Below are 21,632 nucleotides of genomic sequence, written 5' to 3' on the forward strand. Positions count from 1 at the left end.
AGCCTGCTACGAACTTCCACTCACGACCTGGACCTACAACTTTCGCAGGCGCAGCCGGTTGATCGCGTGGTCGTTGTCCTTGCGCAGCACCATCGTTGCTCGCGGACGCGTCGGCAGAATGTTCTCCACCAGGTTCGGCAGGTTGATCGAATGCCACAGATCCTCGGCCGCGATCTGCGCGTGATCGTCGGACAGTCCTGCATAGTGATGGAAATGCGAGGACGGGTCGGTGAACGAGGTCTTGCGTAGCGCCAGGAATCGTTTGACGTACCAGCTCTCGATGTCCTCGATCCGAGCGTCGACGTAGATCGAGAAGTCGAACAGATCCGAGACCATCAGCCGAGGTCCGGTTTGGAGTACGTTGAGCCCCTCCACGATCAGGATGTCGGGCTGGCGAACCATGTGGTACTGGCCTTTGACGATGTCGTACGACACGTGCGAATAGACCGGCGCGCCCACCTCTTCGGTTCCGGACTTGACCTCGGTGACGAACCTGAGCAGCTTGCGTCGGTCGTAACTTTCGGGAAAGCCCTTGCGGTGCAAGATCCCTCGACGCATGAGCTCGGCCGTCGGGTACAGGAAACCGTCCGTGGTGACGAGGTCCACGCGGGGATGGTGATCCCACCGGGCCAGGAGTGCTTGCAGCACACGGGCAGTGGTGGATTTACCGACCGCGACGCTGCCCGCTACGCCGATGACGAACGGAACCTGTCGATCGGGATGTTTCTCACCGAGGAACGTGGCCGTTGCCGCGAACAACCGCTGGCGCGCGGCCACCTGGAGATGAATCAGCCGGGCCAGCGGCAGATAGACCTCGGCCACCTCGTCCAGATCGATCTGCTCACCGAGGCCGCGCAGGCCGACCAGTTCTTCCTCGGTGAGTACCAGCGGTGTGGATTGACGCAGCGTGCGCCACTGCACACGGTCGAACTCGACGTACGGACTGGACTCGCTCACGCACGCCACCTGAGCATCGGAGCTGCTGAGGATTCGGCGGTGCTCCTGTCGGGCGCGAGTCGCATGGTTCCAGATTGTGCTCGGTGCCTGTCCACCGCGCACGGGCGGGGTCGTTCGCCGTACTAGGGTTCGGATATGGATGCTGCTTCCCTGGTTCGCGAATACCTGTTGCTGGGCCTGAGTTTCGACCGACTCGAAGACGGTTTCGTCGACGCGTACACCGGTGATCCCGAACTGCGTCGAATCACCGAGAACGCCCCGGCACCGGAGCCGCGTGAGCTCGTCCGTCGAGCGCAGACACTGCGCGCCGAGCTCGGCAACGTCGAACTGACAGCGGAACGCCGGACGTTTCTCGACGTCCACCTGCGGGCGTTGGAATGCTCCGCGCGCAAGTTCGCAGGCGAGAACATCGGCTTCGTCGACGAGGTCCACGCTTACTTCGACGTTCGAATCGCACCGGGGGATCAGGACCAGTACCTGCTGGCGCATCGCAAGATGGACGAGGTGCTCCCCGGACCCGGCTCGCTGAGCGAACGGTTGATAGCCCACCGCCGCGCCGACGTCATTCCAGCGGATCGACTGCAGGACTGCGTCGAGGCGTTCTCGTCCGCATTGCGCGACCGCGTCCGCGCCGAATACTCGTTGCCCGAGAACGAGAAGGTGACGTACGAGGTAGTCGGCGACAAGCCGTGGTCCGGCTTCAACTACTACCTCGGCAACTTCCAGTCCACCGTCGCGATCAACTCCGACATCGAACAGCAGATGGCCAACTTGCCCCACCTGATCGCGCACGAGTCCTACCCCGGCCACCACACCGAGCACTGTCGCAAGGAGACGGGGCTCGTCGGCGCAGGACAACTCGAGCAGACGTTGTTCGTGGTCAACACTCCGCAGTGCCTGATGGCCGAGGGACTCGCCGACCACGCTCTCGGGGCGATCGTCGGCGAAGGCTGGGGCGCGTGGGCGCAGGAAATCTACGCCGACCTCGGACTGCGATTCGACGGCGACAAGGCCGAGCGACTCTCGGCGGCGTCGAGCCAGCTGCTGGGAGTTCGCCAGGACGCCGCGCTGTTGCTGCACGATCAGCACAAGAGCGAGGACGATGTGGCCGCTTACCTGGAGCGATGGTCGCTGGCCTCGCCGCAGCGCGCACGGCACAGTCTGCGCTTTCTGTCCTCGCCGCTGTGGCGGGCGTACATCAGTACCTACGTCGAGGGCTACAAGCTTCTCGCCGGCTGGTTGGACCAGGGTGAGACCGCCAGCGAGCGGGCACAGCTGTTCGGCAGACTGCTCGACGAGCCACTGACACCGGGCGCAGTACGCGTCTCGTAAACTGGCCCAGGTCCGTTGTTTATTGATGCCCCCTTACTCTGCTGTCCCTTGGAGACTCCTGTTATGACTGACGTCAACAACCTGTCACTGGCCGAGCTCGATCCCAAGGTCGCCGCGGCGATGGCAGGTGAACTGGGACGTCAGCGCGACACCCTCGAGATGATTGCCTCGGAGAACTTCGTGCCCCGCGCGGTTCTGCAGGCCCAGGGCAGCGTCCTGACCAACAAGTACGCCGAGGGCTACCCGGGACGCCGCTACTACGGCGGTTGCGAGCACGTCGACATCGTCGAGGATCTCGCGCGCAACCGCGCCAAGGAACTCTTCGGTGCCGAGTTCGCGAACGTGCAGCCGCACGCCGGTGCGCAGGCCAACGCCGCGGTACTGATGGCGCTGATCAACCCGGGCGACAAGATCATGGGCCTCGATCTGGCCCACGGCGGCCACCTCACCCACGGCATGAAGCTCAACTTCTCGGGCAAGCTCTACGAGGTCGAGTCGTACGGGGTGTCGAAAGAAGATCACCGCATCGACATGGACGAGGTGCGCAAGCAGGCCATCGCCGCCAAGCCCCAGGTGCTGATCGCCGGCTGGTCGGCCTACCCGCGCCACCAGGACTTCGCTGCGTTCCGTTCCATCGCCGACGAAGTGGGCGCACTGCTCTGGGTCGACATGGCACACTTCGCCGGACTGGTCGCCGCGGGCGTACACCCCTCACCCGTGCCCTACGCAGACGTCGTGTCCTCCACCGTGCACAAGACCCTCGGCGGACCGCGCTCCGGCATCATCCTCGCCAAGAAGGAATGGGCCAAGAAGCTCAACTCCGCAGTGTTCCCCGGCCAGCAGGGTGGGCCGCTGATGCACGCCATCGCCGCGAAGGCCGTCGCCTTCAAGATCGCTGCAACGCCCGAGTTCAAGGAACGCCAGGAACGGACCCTCCTCGGCGCGTCGCTGCTCGCCGAGCGTCTCACCGGTGCCGACGTCGCCGACAAGGGCGTGTCCGTCCTCACTGGCGGCACCGACGTGCACCTCGTCCTCGTCGACCTCCGCAACTCCGAGCTCGACGGCCAGCAGGCAGAAGACCTCCTGCACGAGGTCGGCATCACCGTCAACCGCAATGCAGTGCCCTTCGACCCACGCCCGCCCATGGTCACCTCCGGCCTGCGCATCGGCACCGGCGCACTCGCCACCCGCGGATTCGGCGAAGCCGAGTTCACCGAGGTCGCCGACATCATCGCAACCGCCCTGGCCACCGGTCAGGCCACCGACGCCCTCAAAGAACGCGTCGTGAAACTGGCACAGAGCAAGCCGCTGTACGAGGGCCTCGAAGACTGGGGATTGCTGGGCTGACCCTGGCTTCCTGCCCACCCCGGTCGCGTCAATGGACCATTGCAGCGTTCAGACGTCTGCAGTGGTTCATTCACGCTGGCCGCCGGTCGGATCAATGTGGCTATCAGTCAATCTGAGTGCAACAAAGCCACATTGATCCGACGGGGGAGGGCGGTCTCGGCACCGAACGTCCCGCCGACCTGGGGCGAATCGGCCGTAACGCGTTGTTCACCGACACGCCAGACTTCCAGCGCGCCCCCAAGTAGTTTCGGCGGTACCGTCGGCAGTAACAGGCAGCGGGGAAGCTGCCTGTGCGGGAGGTTCTGATACGTGACTGAGCTAGTGAGCGCGAGAGGGCCGGTACCCGGTCCTCGTGTCACCTGACACATCGGACCCGACCGGCCGAGCGACAGAGTTTGCGCGGTGCCGCGCAAACGTAGGAGCCCCACGTGACCACTTCACGCTCCGTTTCCGCCCCTCTTCGGACATTCGTGCTCGATACCTCGGTCCTGCTGTCGGATCCGTGGGCAGTCATCCGGTTCGCCGAGCACAATGTGGTACTTCCGTTGATCGTGATCAGCGAGTTGGAGGGCAAACGCCACCATCACGAACTGGGATGGTTCGCGCGGGAATCCTTGCGCATGCTCGACGACCTTCGCGTAGAATTCGGCCGACTCGATCAGCCGGTCCCCATCGGAACGTCCGGCGGCACACTGCAAGTCGAGCTCAATCACACCGATCCGTCGGTGCTTCCCGTCGGATTCCGTACCGACTCCAACGATTCTCGAATCCTCGCCTGCGCCCTGAATCTGGCGGCTGAGGGCAAAGATGTGGTGCTGGTCAGCAAGGATATCCCGCTGCGCGTCAAGGCCGGTGCTGTCGGGCTCCCCGCCGACGAGTACCACGCTCACGACGTCGTGCCGTCCGGATGGACCGGTATGACGGAGCTCGAGGTGCCCTCCGACGCCGTGGACACCCTGTTCAACGACGGTGTCATCGATCTCGTCGAGGCCCGAGACTTGCCGTGTCACACCGGAGTTCGACTGCTTGCCGGACGGCAGAGTGCACTGGGACGCGTCACGCCCGACAAGCAGCTGCAGCTCGTGCGCGGCGAGCGTGAGGCGTTCGGCCTGCACGGTCGTTCGGCGGAACAGCGTGTGGCGCTCGATCTTCTGCTCGACGAGAGCATCGGCATCGTCTCGCTCGGCGGCAAGGCCGGCACCGGTAAGTCCGCACTGGCTCTCACTGCCGGACTCGAGGCCGTCCTCGAACGTCGCTCACATCGGAAAGTTGTTGTCTTCCGGCCTCTTTACGCCGTCGGTGGGCAGGAACTCGGCTACCTCCCCGGCAGTGAGAGTGAGAAGATGGGCCCGTGGGGCCAGGCTGTCTTCGACACCCTCGAAGGACTCGCGAGCCCCGAGGTGATGGAAGAAGTCATCGCCCGCGGAATGCTGGAAGTGTTGCCGCTGACGCACATTCGTGGCCGATCGCTCCACGATTCGTTCGTGATCGTCGACGAGGCGCAGTCACTCGAGCGCAATGTGCTGCTGACGGTCCTGTCCCGGCTGGGGTCGGGCTCACGCGTCGTGCTCACCCACGACGTCGCGCAACGAGACAACCTGCGGGTCGGACGACACGACGGCGTCGCTGCCGTCATCGAAAAGCTCAAGGGGCACCCGCTTTTCGCGCACATCACCCTCACTCGCAGTGAGCGTTCACCGATCGCTGCACTGGTGACCGAAATGCTTGAGGAATTCGGTCCGTCAGGGGCCTGACGCCCCTCGTGAGTGGAACTTCGTAGCCTGCTACGAAGTTCCACTCACATGGGTCACCGGCCGAGTGCAGCCCTGAGCACTCCTCGCGCAACACCTTTCAGGAAATCGACGTTGTCGAAATAGTCGCGCCACACAGCTACTTTGCCGTCGCGCAGCTCGAATGTTCCGCACACCCAGAACTCGACACGAAGCCGACGCCAGATCAGGACGTCGGTGCGCTCGGTGAGCACGACATCTCCGTCGGCCGCGATGTTGTGCACGACGACGTCGAAACCGTAACCCGGCTTGGCCAGCAGCGTCAGAAATCTGCCTACGTTGGAGATTCCGCGCACCTTGGGAAGCCCGACGTTGTGCCACACGATCTTCTCGTCGAGAAGCGCCAGCGCGCGATCGGTCTCGCGAAGCCTCAACGCGTCGAACAGGTTTTGCACGCTGTCGGTTGCTTGTCGGGTGTCAGTCACTTGGTGAACCGTCCTAATCCATCGCCGTCGAAGAACTCGAGTGTGACCGTGTTCCCCTCGAATGTCGCCTGAGAAATCGTTCCGTCCGGTGCGTTCTCACCGGTCGGCTCGAACGCGAAGGTATCACCGTCCCAGTGCGACAACTCGTAGGAAGTCGAGTTCGGTCCGAGGGTCAACACCAGCCTCCCGTCGACCTCCGCGACGGTCGCCGGCCCCCTGTAGGCGTTCTGGTACACCCCGGTGTACGACGTGAGCGGTTGTGGCGCAGCGGCATTCGTCGGAGCGGTCTTCCCCGCGAGCTCGCCCTCCGGCTCGCTCATACCGGCGAAGGCATTCTTGTACAGCGTTCGCCAGTCCTCGCGTACCTCGCCGAACTGCACGAGGTCGGCGAACTCGGCCGTGACCGTTTCTGCGATGCCGAGTGGCGCGGCGTTGGTCAGTACGACGATGGCGACGTCGAGCGACGGGATCCAGAGAAAGTTCGTGCCCGCCCCGAGTGCGAACGCCCCGGAATGGCTGACGGTCGTGCGGCCGGCTGCACTGGTGGAGACGTTGAATCCGTATCCGTAGTAGCCCGCGCGCGAATCCGCCGTCGTCGACGGGCTCGAGACGATCTGCGCGCTGATGGCAGGAAGGAGGGCGTCGGGATCGACGATCTGCTTCCCGTCGTGGGTGCCGTCGGCGATGAGCATCGTCAGCCACCTGGCGAGATCGTTCACCGAGGAGCTGACGCCACCGGCCGGCGTCTGCGGATCGGGTTCGCGTTGGTATCGGGCCTGATACTCGCCGTCCACGAGGACGTGAGGTACCGCTCGGTCGGCGCGGCCGATGTAGTCGGAGAACGACGAGCTGGTCGAGGTCCTGCCGAGCGGACCGTAGATCGTGTCCTGGCTGAGGGTGTCCCAGTCCTTGCCCGAGGCGGCAGCGACGGCCTCGGCCGCGGCTGTGATCCCGAAATTGGTGTAGTGATACGTGGATCGGAACGGATCGAGGGGCATCTCCCGAAGGCGCTCGAGGATCTGTCTGCGGTCGTAGCCGAGGTCTTCGAGCAGATCGCCTTCGTGCTCTGGGAGTCCGCTTCGATGCGCGTAGAAGTCGCCGACCGTGATGTTCTGAGTCACCCACGGATCGTCCAGCGCAAACCACGGCAGCTCGGAGACCACCGGCGTCGACCAGTCGATGACACCCGCTCCCACCTGTGACGCGACCACCGTCGCACCCACCGACTTGGACAGCGAGGCCAGCTGGAACACGGTGTCGCCGTCGATCGGGTCGTCCTTGCCCATTTCGCGAACGCCGAAGCCTTTCGAGTAGACGACGTCGGAACCGTGCACGACGGCAATGGCCATACCCGGAATGTTCGACGACGCCATCAGTTCGTCGGCGATACCGTCGAGCTTGCCGACCGCATCGTCGACGCGACCGGCCGGAACGTCGACGCCGGCAACCTGGCCGGGCGACAGATCCTCGGTCGGCACCGGCTCGGACGCCGGTGGACTGTCTGCGGTGGGTGCGTCTTCGGAGCACCCTGCCAACAGAACCAGAGAGCACACGACAGAAAGACACATAAAATTTCGACCCGACCGCATCATGAGGAGTCCTCACGACGATGACTGGATGCACCTGAGGATAGACCCGCAACGACCTGGCGTTAGGAGAATTCACAGAGGTCAGGGGCGCGACGTCGGACGCTCGGCGGCAGGCGCTACGGTTACCGCATGTCTACGAACCTGTCCGACGGTGATCTGCTGGTCCGTTTGGAGCCCGCGGTCGAAGAGAATCTACGACGCCATATCGAGGCAGCGAGTGATTGGCACCCCCATGAGCTCGCGCCGTTCGACGACGGCAAGAACTTCGCGTTCCTCGGCGGCGAGGATTGGTCGCCCGAGCAGTCGCACCTGAGCGACGTCGAAATTCTGTCCGCCACGGTGGGCGTGTTGGTGGCCGACAACCTCCCCGCCTACCACCGGGAACTGGCCCACGCCCTCACCGGCCTCGGTGCCTGGTGGAAGTGGACGGGCCGCTGGACGTCGGAAGAGAACCGACAGTCGATCGTGCTGCGCAACTTCCTGGTGCTCACCCGCGCTGTCGATCCGGTCGCCCTCGAGCGAGTCCGGATGGAACACATGACCCTCGGATTCGACGCGCCCAGCCAGCGGCTGCTCGACATCCTGGCGCACTTCGCCATCGAAGAAGCTGCCGCCGCCCTGCGTAACCGCAACACCATCGCTTTGGGCAAGGATCCGGTGCTGGCCACCATCCTCGGCAGAATCGCCGACGACGACGAGCTGCAGTCGGCATTCTTCGCCAGCATCCTCGACGAGGCATTCGCTGTCGTACCCGATCAGGCTGCGCGCGCAGTGGCCGACCGTATCAACGGCTTCAAGATCCCCGAGATCGAGCTTCCGGACCGCGGCAGCAGCATCGCCGCCCTCGCCGAAGCCGGGATCTACGATGCCGACCAGGAACGCGACAAGGTGTTCAAGCCGTTGCTCGCAGGCTGGAAGATCTTCGACCGCACCGATCTGGGTGAGGACGGCCTGAAGGCACGCGAAGAACTCGCGCACCTGGCCTGAGGTTTCGGCCCCTTTCGAAAGCGACCCGCCCCCGGTCGGATCAATGCGACTTTGTTGCAGTCTGAGTGACTGAAACCCACATTGATCCAACCGGGGGCGGGCGCGTTCAAGGGTGCAGCGGGTCCTGCGGGTCCGGCGGTTAGAACAGCGAAACTAGTCCTTGACCTTCGCCATGGCGAGGACGTCGAGGCGCTTGTCCAGTTCGGCTTCGCTGAGCTTGTCGCCGATCAGTCCGCGGTCGATGACGGTCTGGCGGATTGTCTTCTTTTCCTTCAGTGCCTGCTTGGCGACTGCGGCCGCTTCCTCGTAGCCGATTGCGGAGTTCAGCGGCGTCACAATGGACGGCGAGGACTCGGCAAGGGTCTTGAGGTGCTCGACGTTGGCTTCGAGGCCGACGACGCACTTGTCGGCGAACAGCACCGAGACGTTGGCGAGCAACTTGAAGGATTCGAGAACGTTGCGGGCCATCATCGGGATGTACACGTTGAGCTCGAAGGCACCCGATGCGCCGCCGAATGCCACTGCCGCGTCGTTACCGATGACCTGTGCGGCGACCTGCGTAACAGCCTCGGGGAGAACGGGATTGACTTTGCCGGGCATGATCGAGCTGCCGGGCTGCAGGTCGGGGAGTGCGATCTCGCCGAGTCCGGTGAGCGGCCCCGATCCCATCCAGCGAATGTCGTTGGCGATCTTGGTCAGTGACACTGCGATGGTGCGCAGTGCGCCGGATGCCTCGACCAGTCCGTCGCGAGCGGCCTGCGCCTCGAACGAATCCTTGGCGGCGGTGAGGGCGTCGATGCCCGTCGACTTAACCAGAGCAGCAACAACTTTCGGGCCGAAGCCGTCGGGTGCGTTGAGGCCGGTGCCGACGGCGGTGCCGCCGATGGGCAGTTCACCCAGACGCGGCAGGGTGGCTTCGACGCGCTCGATGCCGGCCTCGATCTGCCGGGCGTAGCCGCCGAATTCCTGACCGAGAGTGACGGGGACGGCATCCATCAGGTGGGTGCGACCGGACTTGACGACATGCTTCCACTCGGTGGCCTTGGTCACCAGAGCCTCGTGCAGGTGCCGCAGCGCGGGCACCAGGGAGGTGACGGCTGCTTCGGTGGCGGCGACGTGCGTGGCCGTCGGGAACGTGTCGTTGGAGGACTGCGACATGTTCACGTGGTCGTTGGGGTGCACCTCGACGCCGTTGGCCTTGGCGATCGACGCGATGACCTCGTTGGCGTTCATGTTGGAGCTGGTGCCCGAGCCGGTCTGGAAGACGTCGATCGGGAACTGATCGTCGTGCTTGCCCTCGGCGATCTCGTTGGCTGCCGCGATGATCGCGTCGGCCAATGCGCCGTCGAGCAGACCGAGATCCTTGTTGACCTGCGCGCAGGCTGCCTTGAGCAGGCCCATCGCGCGGATCTGGGTGCGCTCGAGCGGGCGGCCCGAGATGGGGAAGTTCTCCACCGCACGCTGCGTCTGGGCGCGCCAGAGCGCGTCGATGGGGACGCGAACCTCTCCCATGGTGTCGTGTTCGATCCGGAACTGCTGTTCGTCTGTCTGCGTCATGAGCCTTACTTTGCCAGTCGTGGTTTCGGGGATCAGAAGGACGGTGCCTGGCCGGATTCGTCGGCGTCGAAGTCCACCGAGGAGTACTCGCGCAGCTTCTCGAGGCGGTGGTAGGCGTCGATCATGCGCACGGTGCCGGACTTGGAGCGCATGACGATGGACTGGGTGTGTGCTCCGCCGCCCGCGTAGCGGACGCCGCGCAGCAGGTCGCCGTCGGTGACGCCGGTGGCGGTGAAGAAGACGTTCTCACCCGAGACGAGGTCCTTGGTGTCGAGGACGCGATCGAGGTCGTGGCCGGCGTCGATGGCCTTCTGCTTCTCGGTGTCGTCCGTGGGTGCCAGACGGCCCAGGATCGCGCCGTCCATGCAGCGCATCGCGGCGGCCGCGATGATGCCCTCGGGCGTTCCGCCGGTGCCGATGAGCATGTCGGTGCCGGAGTCGGGACGAGCGGCGGCGATGGCGCCGGCGACGTCACCGTCGGAGATCAACCGGATGCGTGATCCGGCGTCGCGCACCTGCTGGATCAGTTCGGCATGCCGGGGGCGATCGAGGATGCACACCGTCACGTCGGAGGCGGAACCCTTCTTGATCTTGGCGATGCGGGCGATGTTCTCGGCGACGGGGACGGTGATGTCGATGACGTCGGCGTAATCGGGTCCGACGGCGATCTTCTCCATGTAGAACACGGCCGAGGGGTCGAACATCGCGCCGCGTTCGGCGACTGCGAGTACCGAGATGGCGTTGGGCATGCCCTTGGCCATCAGGGTGGTTCCGTCGACGGGGTCGACGGCGAAGTCCACCTCGGGTCCGTTTCCGTTGCCGACCTGCTCGCCGTTGTAGAGCATCGGCGCTTCGTCCTTCTCGCCTTCGCCGATGACGACGACGCCGCGCATGGAGACCGAGCTGACCAACTGACGCATCGCGTCGACGGCTGCTCCGTCGCCACCTTCCTTGTCGCCCCGACCGACCCAGCGACCCGAGGCGAGCGCACCGGCCTCGGTGACGCGGACGAGTTCGAGTGCGAGGTTGCGATCTGGCGCCATGGCGCGAGTGGACTCGGTGCTGGCCGTCATCGGTTTGTAGCCTCCTGGTTGGTGGGGTGTTACCCAGGCAGGATTATCTCACTTCTGTGATGCCCGCGGTGGGGTCGGGTCGACTGTGAGGTACGCGCCGACCGAGCACTGCCGCACAGAGGGGATACTGGAGATGTGGCAAACAGCAAACCTCGGATTCTCAACAACAACCGCGACATGGTCTGGTCGCTGATTCCGCTGGTCATTGCGTGTTTGTTGATCGCAGGCGTGGCCAGTCAGTGCTCGTTGAGCCCGGGTGGACCCAAGCAGGGACCCATTCCCAACTTCGACGTGAACTCGGCACTGCAGTACGACGCGGCCGAAATAGGGTTCCCGGTGCGCAATCCGGTCGTTCCCGAGGAATGGACGCCCAATTCGGGGAGCCGCGCGACCATTTCCGGTGACAGTGGTGGAGCGGCGTCGACTGTCGGATACATCACCGGATCGGGTGCGTACCTGCAGTTGACTCAGACGGCCGCGTCCGAGGAACTGGTGGTGCCGTTCGTGGCCGGGGAGACGGTGTACGCGTCGGGCGCGCAGAACGTCTCGGGTCGAGACTGGGTCGTGTACGGCGAGGAAGGCTCGCGCACCTACTGGGTCTCGGACTTCGGTGACGTGCGAATCCTGTTGGGCGGCACGGCGAACACCGAGGAATTCACCACTCTCGCGGCTGCGGTCGAGGCCACTGAACCGCTCGCGCCCTAGCTGTCGTTCTCGGTGCTCGCCAGCGCGGTCTCGATGCGCTTGCGTGCGCCCGCCAGTTGTTCTTCGCAGCGCGTCGCCAGTTGTTCGCCGCGCTCCCACAGGGCGAGGGAAGCGTCGAGGTCGAGCCCGCCCTGCTCGAGGATCTTCACCACGCCGACCAGCTCGTCGCGGGCTTCCTCGTAGCCCAGTTCGGACACCGGCTTGTCTTCGTTCTCGCTCATCGAGTCTCCCTCTGTCATTTCACTCGGCCCATTACTGCGGCGGTGACGGCACCGTCGGCCACCCGCACCCTGATCTGTGTACCCGGCGGCGCGTCCTCGACCGAACGTAGTACCTCGGGATCTGCACCCGGCACCACCCGCTGTACGACGGCATAGCCCCGGGCAAGTGTGGCAGCAGGCCCCAGCGTCGACAGCCTCGCCCGCAGATGTTCGACGAGCGTGTCCTGGGTGGTCAGCTCGCGCTGCACGTCGCGGCGAGCTGCCTCGGCGAGTCGCCGAACTTCCTCGCGACGCTGTTCGAGGGCCGCCAACGGATCGGCCAACACGGGTCGATGCCGCAGCATCTCCAGCCCGCGCGCCTCCCGTTCCACCCAATTGCGGAGCGCTGCAGCGCTTCTGGCCTTCAGTTCCGCGACCAACGCTTGTTCGGCGACGGCGTCGGGCACCACGAGCTTGGCGGCATCGGTGGGGGTGGCGGCGCGCAGGTCGGCGACGTGATCGCTGAGGGGACTGTCGGGTTCGTGTCCGATGGCGCTGACGATCGGCGTCGTCGCCCGTGAGATGGCTCGGCACAGTGCCTCGTCGGAGAACGGCAACAGATCCTCGACGCTACCGCCGCCGCGGGCGAGGACGATGACGTCGACGCGCGGGTCGTCGTTCAGATCCTTCAACGCGTCCAGGATTGCCGGCACCGCTTGTGGACCCTGGACCGGAGTGTTCCGTACCTCGAATCGCACTGCAGGCCAACGCCTCTGCGCGACGGTGAGGACGTCCTTCTCGGCTGCGCTGGCACGGGCGGTGATGAGCCCGATGGTGCCGGGCAGGAACGGCAGCGGACGCTTGAGTCGCGGGTCGAACAGTCCTTCGGCCGCCAGCAGAGCCCGGAGCCGTTCGATGCGGGCCAGTAGTTCGCCGACACCCACAGCGCGAATATCGGTGGCGCGCAGCGAAATGGTGCCGCGGCCGGTGAAGAACGACAGCTTGCCGTAGAGGATGACGCGCGCGCCTTCGGTCAGTGGAACGGGCGAACGATCCAGCAGCTGCGGCGAGCAGGTCACCGACAACGACATGTCCGCAGACGGATCACGCAGAGTCAGAAATGCCGTGCGCGTGCCGGGGCGGGCGTTGATCTGCGTCAGCTGACCCTCGACCCAGATGCTGCCGAGTTTGTCGATCCACCCGGCGACCTTCATCGCGACGGTGCGCACCGGCCATGGTTGTTCGGCGGTACTCGCACCGGATGGAGCGGGGCCGGACTGAGTGGGGGGAGTGCTCACTTCGCCTTGGCGGTGGTGATTCGGTTGGCGAGCATGGTCTGGAACGGTGCGCGAGCCGACGTCGCGTTCTCGTACTCGAGCAGGGTTTCCAGATCCTCGATGGACAGCGTGCGCAGCCGTGCGCGCAACTGAGCCAGGGCAAGGGTGTCGAAGTCGATCATCTCGACGATCTCGGGCTTCGCAGCTGCTGCGGGCTTCGCCGACGTGTCCTGCACCGGTTCGTCCAGCGGAGGCGTCGAGTAGAGAGCGAATCGTCCGTTCGCGGCGATGGGCTCGGCCACCGGTGCGTCGGGAACATCGACGTCATCGGTGACTGCTGCGGAGTCGAACCTCGACGTGGCCGGGAACGCGTCGTCCTCGTCCTCGTCGAAACTCGCCCACGACGGCTGCTCCTCGCGCGGAGTTCCGATCACCGGCAGAGTCGAAATGACCAAATCGCCCTTGATGGCGAGGGCTGTCACCTGCTGCTGCAGCCGCATGCCGCGCGCCAACGCCTCGCTGACGACGGTCATCGGCAACATCAACGCGGAACCGGGAAGCTTGCGGGCCTCTTCCACGACGGTCACGGCGACGCCTGCAGCCACCCGCGCCGCAAAGGGGAGTCGAGTCATGCACACCAGACTGCCCGAAGTCGTCGTCTTTGGGTAGCCGACAGGCCAGGGCCTGCGGAATGACCCGGTTGCTGCGATACACGTATCCTGGGAGGTATGTCTTCGGCCGTTCCTTTGAATCTTGGTATCGCACACTCCGCCGGCTCGCACACGACCGCGCATGCCGGGGGTAAGCGAGTGCTTCTCGCCGAGCCGCGTGGCTACTGCGCGGGCGTGGATCGCGCCGTCGAGACCGTCGAGAAGGCACTCGAACAGCACGGTGCGCCGGTGTACGTGCGCAAGGAGATCGTGCACAACAAGCACGTGGTCGAGACGCTGTCCGATCGCGGTGCGGTGTTCGTCGAGGAGACCGACGAGGTGCCCGAGGGTTCGCTGCTGGTGTTCTCGGCGCACGGTGTCTCGCCTGCGGTGCACACTTCTGCCGCTGAGCGGAACCTGCGGACGATCGACGCGACCTGCCCGCTGGTGACCAAGGTGCACCAGGAAGCCAAGCGGTTCGCCCGAGACGACTACGACATTCTGCTCATCGGCCACGAGGGCCACGAGGAGGTCGAGGGCACCGCAGGTGAGGCGCCCGAGCACATCCAGCTCGTGGACGGCCCGGAGTCGGTGGACAGCGTCACGGTGCGCGACGAGAACAAGGTCATCTGGCTTTCGCAGACCACGCTGAGCGTCGACGAGACCATGATGACGGTCGCGAAGCTGCGGGAGCGCTTTCCGACCTTGCAGGATCCGCCGAGCGACGACATTTGCTACGCCACGCAGAACCGTCAGGTCGCGGTGAAGGCGATGGCACCGGAGTGCGATCTGGTGATCGTCGTCGGCTCGAAGAACTCGTCGAACTCGGTGCGCCTGGTCGAGGTCGCCCTCGGTGCCGGCGCACGGGCCAGCTACCTGGTGGACTACGCAAAAGAGATCGACTTGGCGTGGCTCGACGGCGTCGAGACCATCGGCATCACGTCGGGAGCGTCCGTGCCGGAGATCCTGGTTCAGGGCGTCATCGACCTGTTCGCCGAGCACGGATACGCGGACGTGCAGCCCGTCACCACCGCGAACGAGACCCTGGTCTTTTCCTTGCCCCGCGAGCTGCGCCCCGCACGCTGACCGGTCCATGACCGACCGGTATCGGTGGGGTCAGTCGTCGGCGTGGCGGTCGCGGTACCGAACCTGCGGCACCGGATGCGGAGGAATGTCGTCACGGCGCACGTTCGGCGGCGCGTCGTTCACAACCGGTTCGACTGTGTGCCGAGCGCTGCTGGAGTACGGATCGACGGCGTCCCGCGGCGGCTGAACCCGAGGTGAACGCTCCCGGCGAGGTTCCGTCGAATACGGTGCCTCGGACGGCTGGGGCCGCGACGGGCGCGCTACGCCGGGTGGGGGCGTGCGATCCTGCGGGTACTGGGCGTGGGAGCGGGAGGGCCTCTGGTACTCGGGCTGCGGACTCGCCTGACGTGCGTATCCGGGCGTCGCCCCGGGGGTTGTTGCCGACCGTCGTGGCGCGGCACCGGAGTCGGTTGCGGCGCGAGAGGTTCCTCGGCGGCCCACGTACGGCTCGGGCACGATATCGGTGGCCTCGACCGCGGACACGTCGTCACGGTCCGCCGCAGCTCGACGGCTACGTGCGCGCGACGGACGGTCTTCCTGCGCTCGCCGCTGTGCCCGGGTGAGTGTGTCGTCCTCGGAGGTCGGGCTCCGGCGAGCGGAGTCGCCGGCCTTGGTGCTTCGACGAGGGGCGTCTTCCGATTTCGTGCGACGCCGAGCGGTGTCGGCGGTCTTCGTGCTGCGTCGAACTGCGGGCGCGTGCGTGTTCTGCCGCTTCAGCACGATGCGTACGGCACCGAGGCCGACGGCCACGAGGGTGCCGAGCAGCATCAATGGAAATCGGTTGACCAGCGGAATCGCCACGTTCAGGATGATGTCCTTGAGGCTGGTGCCCGCGTTGTCGGTGAAGTACTGGTACGACAGCGGCACTGCCACGAACAGAATCAACGGGGCTTGGACCATCGCGGTGAACAGTCCGCGGTAGCGGACCAGCAATACCGCGGCGATGCAGCCGAGGATGTAGAGGAACGCGAACGCACCGGTCAGCTCGGTTCCACGCGCGGCGTCGATGAGAAACCCGAGAAAAGTCAGCCCTGCGGCGATCGCAACGGCACCCCACGCTGGTACGCCGGGCAGGGTCGCGAGGATGGATCGGTGATCCAGCGGTACCCCGGATCGGGCACGTTGGGAGGTAGACACCCCTCGAGGTTAGCCGTAGTTCAGCCCACTGCATCGCTGACATGACCGAAGTCGTGCCGGTAGCGGGACGAATCGGACAGCTTGGGACGCTCGTCCACGCGCGCGATCTCCACCGGTTCGGCGTCGAACAGCTCGAGCTCGTGCAGCTTGCGTGCAGTGACACCCACCCTGCTGTCGACCGACCCGACGGTGGAGTTGAAGGACTCCACGGCCTTGCCGAGGTGGGCTCCGAGCTTGTCGAGATGTGTCGAGGCGATTCCGATGCGGCCGTACAGTTCGCGGCCCAGTTGGTGGATCCGCGCCGCGTCCTCGGCGATCGACTCCTGCTTCCAGGTGTACGCGACGGTGCGCAGCAGAGCGACCAGAGTGGTCGGGGTGGCAAGAATCACGTTCCGGCCGAAGGCGTACTCCAGCAGGCTCGTATCCGACGTCAGCGCTGCGTCGAGAAACGGGTCGCCGGGAACGAACAGGACGACGAACTCCGGCGTCGGCTCGAACGCCTCCCAGTAGGCCTTGTCGGCCAGTTGATCGATGTGGGTGCGCAACTGCCTGGCGTGGCGGCGCAGATGCTTGTCGCGAGCACCCGGTTCTTCGTCCTGCGCGGCGTCGAGGTAGGCCGCGAACGGCACCTTGGCGTCGACGACGATCTGCCGATCGCCGGCGAGGCGAACGATCATGTCGGGTCGAAAGCCGTCCTTGCTCACCTGAGTGTCGAAGTCGCAGTGCTTGACCATTCCGGCGAGTTCGACGACCCGTTCGAGCTGGATCTCGCCCCACCGACCTCGGATCTGCGGTGCGCGCAGTGCGGTGACCAGTTGTCCGGTCTGCATGGAGAGCTGCATCGACGCGCGATGCATTCCGGTGACCTGTTCCGACAGGCCCGCGTACGCCCTGATGCGGTGGTGCTCGACTTCTCGCACGTGCTCGGCCAGGGCGTCGACGGCGTCGTGCAGTGGCTCCACCAGATGGGACACCTGTTGGCCGATGACCGTCGAATTGCGCCGCGCGGAATCCTCGTTCACCGCGCTCAGCGACTGGCGCAGCAGCGCCTCGTTCTGGCGTAGAGCCGCCAGCTGTGCCTCCGCTCGTACGGCCCGATCACCCACCCGAGAGGCATGCAACAGCCACCCCACCACGCCGCCGATGGCGAGTGCGACGAGCAGGCCGAGCGCGGTGAGAATGTTCATGGTGCCGATGATGCAGCACGCCACCGACAAGTTCGGGCGAGACGAGCTGTGGGGCGATGCTCACGCCCGACAGGCCGACGAGCCTCGAATAGTTTGTCGGTGGTTGCCGATAGCGTCGTCGACATGAGAATCCTGCACACCTCGGACTGGCACATAGGTCGCACCTTTCATGGTGTCGACCTGTTGGCCGATCAGGGCGCAGTGCTCGAGTCCATCGCGGAACTGGTTGCCGCACAGTCGATCGACGTGGTCGTCGTCCCGGGTGACATCTACGATCGCGCCGTGCCGAGTGCGGATGCCGTGTTGGTCTGCAATCGCGGACTCGAAGCGATCAGAGCCGCCGGAGCCGTCATCGTCGCGACGTCGGGTAATCACGATTCGCCCGCTCGGTTGGGTGCCGGAGCTGCGTTCGCCTCGGCCGGCGGACTGCATCTGATGACCAAGGTCGGCAGCGTCGCGACCCCGGTGGTCGTCGACGACGAGCACGGATCGGTTGCGTTCTACGGCATTCCGTACCTCGAGCCCGAGACCACCCGAGTCGAACTCGACGTTCCGGCGGCACGGACGCACGCCGAGGTGCTCGATGCTGCCATGGACCTGGTGCGCGCCGACCTCGCAGCGAGAGACGAAGCAGGGCAACATGTTCGGTCCGTCGTCCTCGCGCATGCGTTCATCGTCGGCGGCGAAGCGACAGGTTCGGAGCGATCGATTTCGTCCGGGGGAATCGAAACCGCACCGGCATCGGCATTCGACGGCGTCGACTACGTGGCCCTGGGTCATCTGCATTCTCCGCAGACACTCACCGAGCGGGTCCGGTACTCCGGCTCCCCGTTGCCCTACTCGTTCGGCGAACGCTCGCACCGTAAGGCCGTGTGGATTCTCGAACTCGACGCCGACGGGCTCGGCAGCGTCGATCGAGTGGACTTACCGGTGGTTCGCGGTCTCGCCCGCATCGAGGGCACGGTCGAGGAATTGACCACTCACGCAGCCTTTTCCGAATACGAGGACCACTACGTCTCGGCAGTGCTGACCGACGAGGTACGTCCTGTCGATGCAATGCGGTTGCTGCAACAGCGTTTTCGGCACGCGATCCATCTCGAGTGGCGTCGACCCGAAGACGACGGGGGGCTTCGGTATCGCGATCGTGTCCGCGGCCGCAGCGACCTCGAGATTGCGACGTCGTTCCTGACGGACATGCGGAGCGCGCCCACCGCAGCCGAGTCCGCGCTCTTCGAGCGCGCTCTTGCTTCCGTGCAGCGCGAGGCCGAATCCACGCGCACACCGGCGAGCACCGTCGACCGCGGCGCTGCATGAGGCTGCACTCACTTGAGATCACCGCCTTCGGCCCCTTCGCGGGAACGGAGACGGTCGATTTCGACGCGCTGGGAGCCGACGGGTTGTTTCTGTTGCACGGCCAGACCGGAGCCGGGAAGACGACAGTGCTCGACGCCGTTGCCTTTGCGCTCTACGGCACCGTTCCCGGAGCACGGCGGGAGGGCAAGAGGCTGCTGTCCGACCACGCCGCGAGAGGTGCCGTCCCGCAGGTGACCCTCGAAGCAACGCTCGGTGGGCGACGAATCAGGATCGTGCGCAGTCCGGAGTTTCTGCGCCCCAAGCTCAGGACTGCCGGCACCACCAAGCAGCATGCCAAGGCGAGTCTCACGTGGCTCGATGGGCGTGGGCAGAACTTGACGCGGCTCAACGAGATCGGCGACGCGGTCAACGGGTTGCTCGGAATGAGTGCCGATCAGTTCTTTCAAGTGGTGTTGTTGCCGCAGGGCGAGTTCGCGAAGTTTCTGCGAGCAGACAGCGACGAGCGAGGAAACCTACTCGAAAGACTCTTCGACACAGGCAGATTCGGCGACGTGGAGGAATGGTTCGCTGAGCGGCGTCGAGAATTGGCCGCCGGTCTTGCCGACGCCGACCAGGCCATCGACATCATGCTGGGCAGAGTGTCCCAGGCCGCGGGCGTACCCGAGCCGTCCACCGACGACGCCGCGCCCGGTGAGCAGGCCCAGGATCCCCTCGAATGGGCGGCACGGGTTCTGGACGGTGCACGGCAGAACAGAACTCTCGCCCAGGGTCGTGCGGTGCTGGTCGACGCGGCAGCCGGGCGTGCGTCCGCCGCGCTGGCCGAGGCCATCAGCGCCCTGGACCTGCAGCGCCGACGCGCCATCGCCGAAGAGCAACTCGCGCAGTACCGGGACGGCGAAGCCGCCCGAGCAACGCGACGCGCGGAACTGGCCGACTCTGCCGCTGCGGGGCCCATCGCCGACGCCGTCGCCGATCTGCGCCTTGCCGCCACCACCGCAGATGCGGCCACCACGTCGCTGACCGCCGCGGAACAGGCACTGCCGACGTCCGCAGAGGGCAGGCGCTTCCACGACGCACTGCAGTGGCCGCCGCTACGAACCGATCCGGCCGACGAGCGAGCAGTGGTTGCCGAGTTCGTACGAGCATGGACCACCGATGTCGCACGGCTGCAGTCGCTGCTCGGGACAGCCCGTGAGGCCGACCGGCTGGACGCCGAGCTCGCAGAACAGCGCAGACAGCGTGCCGAGACCGTTGCTGCCATCGAACGCACGACGACGAAACAGGCGATACTTCCCGAGACCCTCGCCGCTGTGGAAGCGCGGGTGGCCCGCGCAGCTGCGGCCGCTGCCGAGCTTCCGGGACTGGACGAGCGGTGCGCCCGCGCTCAGGCGGCCGCCGAGTCGGCCCTCGAATTGGTGCGGACCCGAGCCGTTCTCGTCGAGGCAGAACGCGTCAGGGACCGTGCCGCAACCGCGCGCAACAGCGCCTGGGAACACTTGCTCGAGCTGCGCGAACGCCGCATCGACGGCATGGCCGCAGAGCTGGCGGCCCGCCTCGAGTCCGGTGCGCCCTGTGTCGTATGCGGGTCGGCCGAACACCCGAATCCGGCGGCTGCCGCGACGTCGACCGTCACGAAAGCGCAGGAGGACAAGGCCGCTGCCGCGGAGCGAAAGTGCGCAGCCGAGCTGGAACGGTCGATCGCGGCCGTCGCCGACGCCAGTCGTGCGGTCGATCTGCTGCACGACCGGACGGGCGGAGCCTCCGCCGCGGAGCTTGCTCACACCCTCGATGCGGCGACCACTGCCGTCCGAGACGCCCGAGCGAGGGCCGCCGACCTCGACCCGGCGACGACCGAGCTGCGCCGGCTGCGCGCCGAGTCGGATGCGCTGGCGGTCACGCTGCAGGATCTCGTCGCCAGGCGCAGCGCGCTCGACGAACGCATCGCAGCCACCGAGCGATCGGTGGCGCAGATGCGAGCGTCGGTAGCCGAGGAAATTGCCGAAGGCACATCGTTGACCGAGCGAATTGCCGAGTGCGAGAAGCTGATCGACGGTGCCCGCCGACTGCAGGAAGCGCGAATCGCCTGGCTCGACGCCAGCGAGCAGCACGCCGCGCTGCGCGGCGAACTGGATCGACGGGTATCGGCATCGAACTTCGATTCCGCCGATGCAGCAGCAGATGCCGTTCTCACCGAGGACCGCGTCGAGCAGATCGAGACCGAGCTTCGTCTGGCAGAGGAGCGTCGGGCACACGCCGAACACGTGCTGCTCGAACCCGGCATCGTCGCCCAGAGCGGGCAACCGCCGATCGACCTGGATCCGCTGCGTGCCCGGTTCGCCGAATTGGACGGCGAGGCGAAGGTTGCCGCGGGGGAGGTGGCCGAGTGTCGCCGACGCGCGGACGATCTCGAGCGGTTGGTCGCCGAACTGTTCGTCGCGGCTGCGGCCATCGCGCCGCAACGCGCCGAGTTCGACGAGCTCGCCAACCTGGCGGATGTGGTCGCCGGGCGTGGGCAGAATGCACGCAAGATGTCGCTGCGGTCCTACGTGCTTGCGTCCCGTCTCGAGGACGTCGCCGAGTCGGCATCGGCACGCTTGCGTCGGATGTCCTCCGGTCGTTACGAATTCGTGCACTCCGACGAGGCCGGCGTCCGCGGAAAACGGGGTGGGCTCGGTCTCGACATCCGCGACGACTACACCGGTGTGGTGCGTTCGGCCAAGACGCTCTCGGGCGGCGAGGCGTTTCTGGCGTCGCTCTCGCTCGCGCTGGGTCTCGCCGATGTCGTGGCCGCCGAATCCGGCGGGGTCGTTCTCGACACCATGTTCATCGACGAGGGGTTCGGCACGCTGGATGCGGACACGCTGGAATCGGTGATGGCCGTGCTCGACGAATTACGTGCGGGCGGCCGCGTCGTCGGAGTCGTCAGTCACGTCGACGAAATGCGTCAGCGCATTCCGAGCCGCCTCTACGTCAAGCGTGGACGCGCGGGCTCGACATTGCAGGTCGTTTCGTCCTGATC

At 65.8% G+C, this 21,632-nt stretch carries 18 protein-coding genes; 8 read left to right on the plus strand and 10 right to left on the minus strand.

What is annotated here, in order from left to right; translation table 11 throughout:
- Positions 1–33 precede the first annotated feature (33 nt).
- The gene (gene coaA, locus CH268_RS20775; RefSeq protein ID WP_027498143.1) at positions 34–966 is read right to left on the minus strand and encodes a type I pantothenate kinase; all 933 of its coding nucleotides are present in this window, start codon (positions 964–966) and stop codon (positions 34–36) included.
- A 126-nt stretch (positions 967–1,092) separates the two neighbouring features.
- On the opposite strand from coaA, the gene CH268_RS20780 reads away from it, so the two are divergent.
- The 3 genes from CH268_RS20780 to CH268_RS20790 all read left to right on the plus strand — a co-directional run bounded on the left by CH268_RS20780 (position 1,093) and on the right by CH268_RS20790 (position 5,390).
- Entirely contained in the window at positions 1,093–2,289 is a 1,197-nt protein-coding gene (locus tag CH268_RS20780) for a DUF885 domain-containing protein (RefSeq protein WP_094665767.1), read from the plus strand.
- 63 nt (positions 2,290–2,352) lie between these two features.
- Complete coding sequence (gene glyA, locus CH268_RS20785) at positions 2,353–3,636, plus strand: serine hydroxymethyltransferase (RefSeq protein ID WP_094665768.1); 1,284 nt, start codon at positions 2,353–2,355, stop codon at positions 3,634–3,636.
- A gap of 428 nt (positions 3,637–4,064) precedes the next feature.
- The gene (locus CH268_RS20790; protein WP_027498140.1) at positions 4,065–5,390 is read left to right on the plus strand and encodes a PhoH family protein; all 1,326 of its coding nucleotides are present in this window, start codon (positions 4,065–4,067) and stop codon (positions 5,388–5,390) included.
- A 53-nt stretch (positions 5,391–5,443) separates the two neighbouring features.
- Here the strand turns inward: CH268_RS20790 and CH268_RS20795 are convergent, their stop codons facing one another.
- A complete protein-coding gene (locus CH268_RS20795; protein WP_255182467.1) occupies positions 5,444–5,851 on the minus strand; it encodes a limonene-1,2-epoxide hydrolase family protein in 408 nt (135 codons plus the stop codon).
- Entirely contained in the window at positions 5,848–7,440 is a 1,593-nt protein-coding gene (locus CH268_RS20800; RefSeq protein ID WP_094665781.1) for a serine hydrolase, read from the minus strand. The genes CH268_RS20795 and CH268_RS20800 overlap by 4 nt, the downstream gene beginning before the upstream one ends.
- 129 nt (positions 7,441–7,569) lie before the next feature.
- On the opposite strand from CH268_RS20800, the gene CH268_RS20805 reads away from it, so the two are divergent.
- Positions 7,570–8,427: an acyl-ACP desaturase gene (locus tag CH268_RS20805; RefSeq protein WP_032381336.1), complete on the plus strand. Its 858-nt coding sequence runs from the start codon at positions 7,570–7,572 to the stop codon at positions 8,425–8,427.
- Between the two features lie 153 nt (positions 8,428–8,580).
- On the opposite strand, the gene CH268_RS20810 is transcribed toward CH268_RS20805, so the two are convergent.
- Both CH268_RS20810 and glpX read right to left on the minus strand, forming a co-directional pair.
- Entirely contained in the window at positions 8,581–9,984 is a 1,404-nt protein-coding gene (locus CH268_RS20810; protein ID WP_027498136.1) for a class II fumarate hydratase, read from the minus strand.
- Positions 9,985–10,016: 32 nt separating this feature from the next.
- A complete protein-coding gene (gene glpX / locus CH268_RS20815) occupies positions 10,017–11,057 on the minus strand; it encodes a class II fructose-bisphosphatase (protein WP_027498135.1) in 1,041 nt (346 codons plus the stop codon).
- 135 nt (positions 11,058–11,192) lie between these two features.
- On the opposite strand from glpX, the gene CH268_RS20820 reads away from it, so the two are divergent.
- Positions 11,193–11,762 carry a DUF4245 domain-containing protein gene (locus CH268_RS20820; protein ID WP_027498134.1) on the plus strand — a complete coding sequence of 190 codons (570 nt, stop codon included), beginning with the start codon at positions 11,193–11,195 and terminating at the stop codon, positions 11,760–11,762.
- Here the strand turns inward: CH268_RS20820 and CH268_RS20825 are convergent.
- Genes CH268_RS20825 through CH268_RS20835 form a run of 3 tightly spaced genes read right to left on the minus strand, consistent with a single transcriptional unit; the run spans position 11,759 to position 13,871 of the window.
- Complete coding sequence (locus CH268_RS20825) at positions 11,759–11,983, minus strand: exodeoxyribonuclease VII small subunit (protein WP_027498133.1); 225 nt, start codon at positions 11,981–11,983, stop codon at positions 11,759–11,761. The two genes, CH268_RS20820 and CH268_RS20825, sit on opposite strands and share 4 nt — an antisense overlap.
- 14 nt (positions 11,984–11,997) lie before the next feature.
- A complete protein-coding gene (gene xseA, locus CH268_RS20830) occupies positions 11,998–13,260 on the minus strand; it encodes an exodeoxyribonuclease VII large subunit (RefSeq protein ID WP_048316038.1) in 1,263 nt (420 codons plus the stop codon).
- Positions 13,257–13,871 carry a lipid droplet-associated protein gene (locus CH268_RS20835; RefSeq protein ID WP_032365329.1) on the minus strand — a complete coding sequence of 205 codons (615 nt, stop codon included), beginning with the start codon at positions 13,869–13,871 and terminating at the stop codon, positions 13,257–13,259. Before CH268_RS20835 ends, xseA begins: the two co-directional genes overlap by 4 nt.
- Positions 13,872–13,967: 96 nt before the next feature.
- On the opposite strand from CH268_RS20835, the gene CH268_RS20840 reads away from it, so the two are divergent.
- A complete protein-coding gene (locus CH268_RS20840) occupies positions 13,968–14,975 on the plus strand; it encodes a 4-hydroxy-3-methylbut-2-enyl diphosphate reductase (protein WP_027498130.1) in 1,008 nt (335 codons plus the stop codon).
- Between the two features lie 30 nt (positions 14,976–15,005).
- Here CH268_RS20840 and CH268_RS20845 read toward each other — a convergent pair whose 3' ends face one another.
- Positions 15,006–16,112 carry a DUF6542 domain-containing protein gene (locus tag CH268_RS20845; protein ID WP_027498129.1) on the minus strand — a complete coding sequence of 369 codons (1,107 nt, stop codon included), beginning with the start codon at positions 16,110–16,112 and terminating at the stop codon, positions 15,006–15,008.
- A gap of 20 nt (positions 16,113–16,132) precedes the next feature.
- On the minus strand, positions 16,133–17,299 hold the full coding sequence (locus CH268_RS20850) for a DNA recombination protein RmuC (protein WP_094665782.1): 1,167 nt from the start codon (positions 17,297–17,299) through the stop codon (positions 16,133–16,135).
- A gap of 123 nt (positions 17,300–17,422) precedes the next feature.
- Between CH268_RS20850 and CH268_RS20855 the strand changes: the two genes are divergently transcribed.
- Both CH268_RS20855 and CH268_RS20860 read left to right on the plus strand, forming a co-directional pair.
- Positions 17,423–18,613: an exonuclease SbcCD subunit D gene (locus tag CH268_RS20855; protein WP_094665783.1), complete on the plus strand. Its 1,191-nt coding sequence runs from the start codon at positions 17,423–17,425 to the stop codon at positions 18,611–18,613.
- Positions 18,610–21,630: an AAA family ATPase gene (locus CH268_RS20860; RefSeq protein ID WP_094665769.1), complete on the plus strand. Its 3,021-nt coding sequence runs from the start codon at positions 18,610–18,612 to the stop codon at positions 21,628–21,630. The genes CH268_RS20855 and CH268_RS20860 overlap by 4 nt, the downstream gene beginning before the upstream one ends.
- Positions 21,631–21,632 lie beyond the last annotated feature (2 nt).

This window comes from Rhodococcus sp. 06-1460-1B (assembly GCF_002258475.1).
Taxonomy (GTDB): Bacteria; Actinomycetota; Actinomycetes; order Mycobacteriales; family Mycobacteriaceae; genus Rhodococcoides; species Rhodococcoides fascians.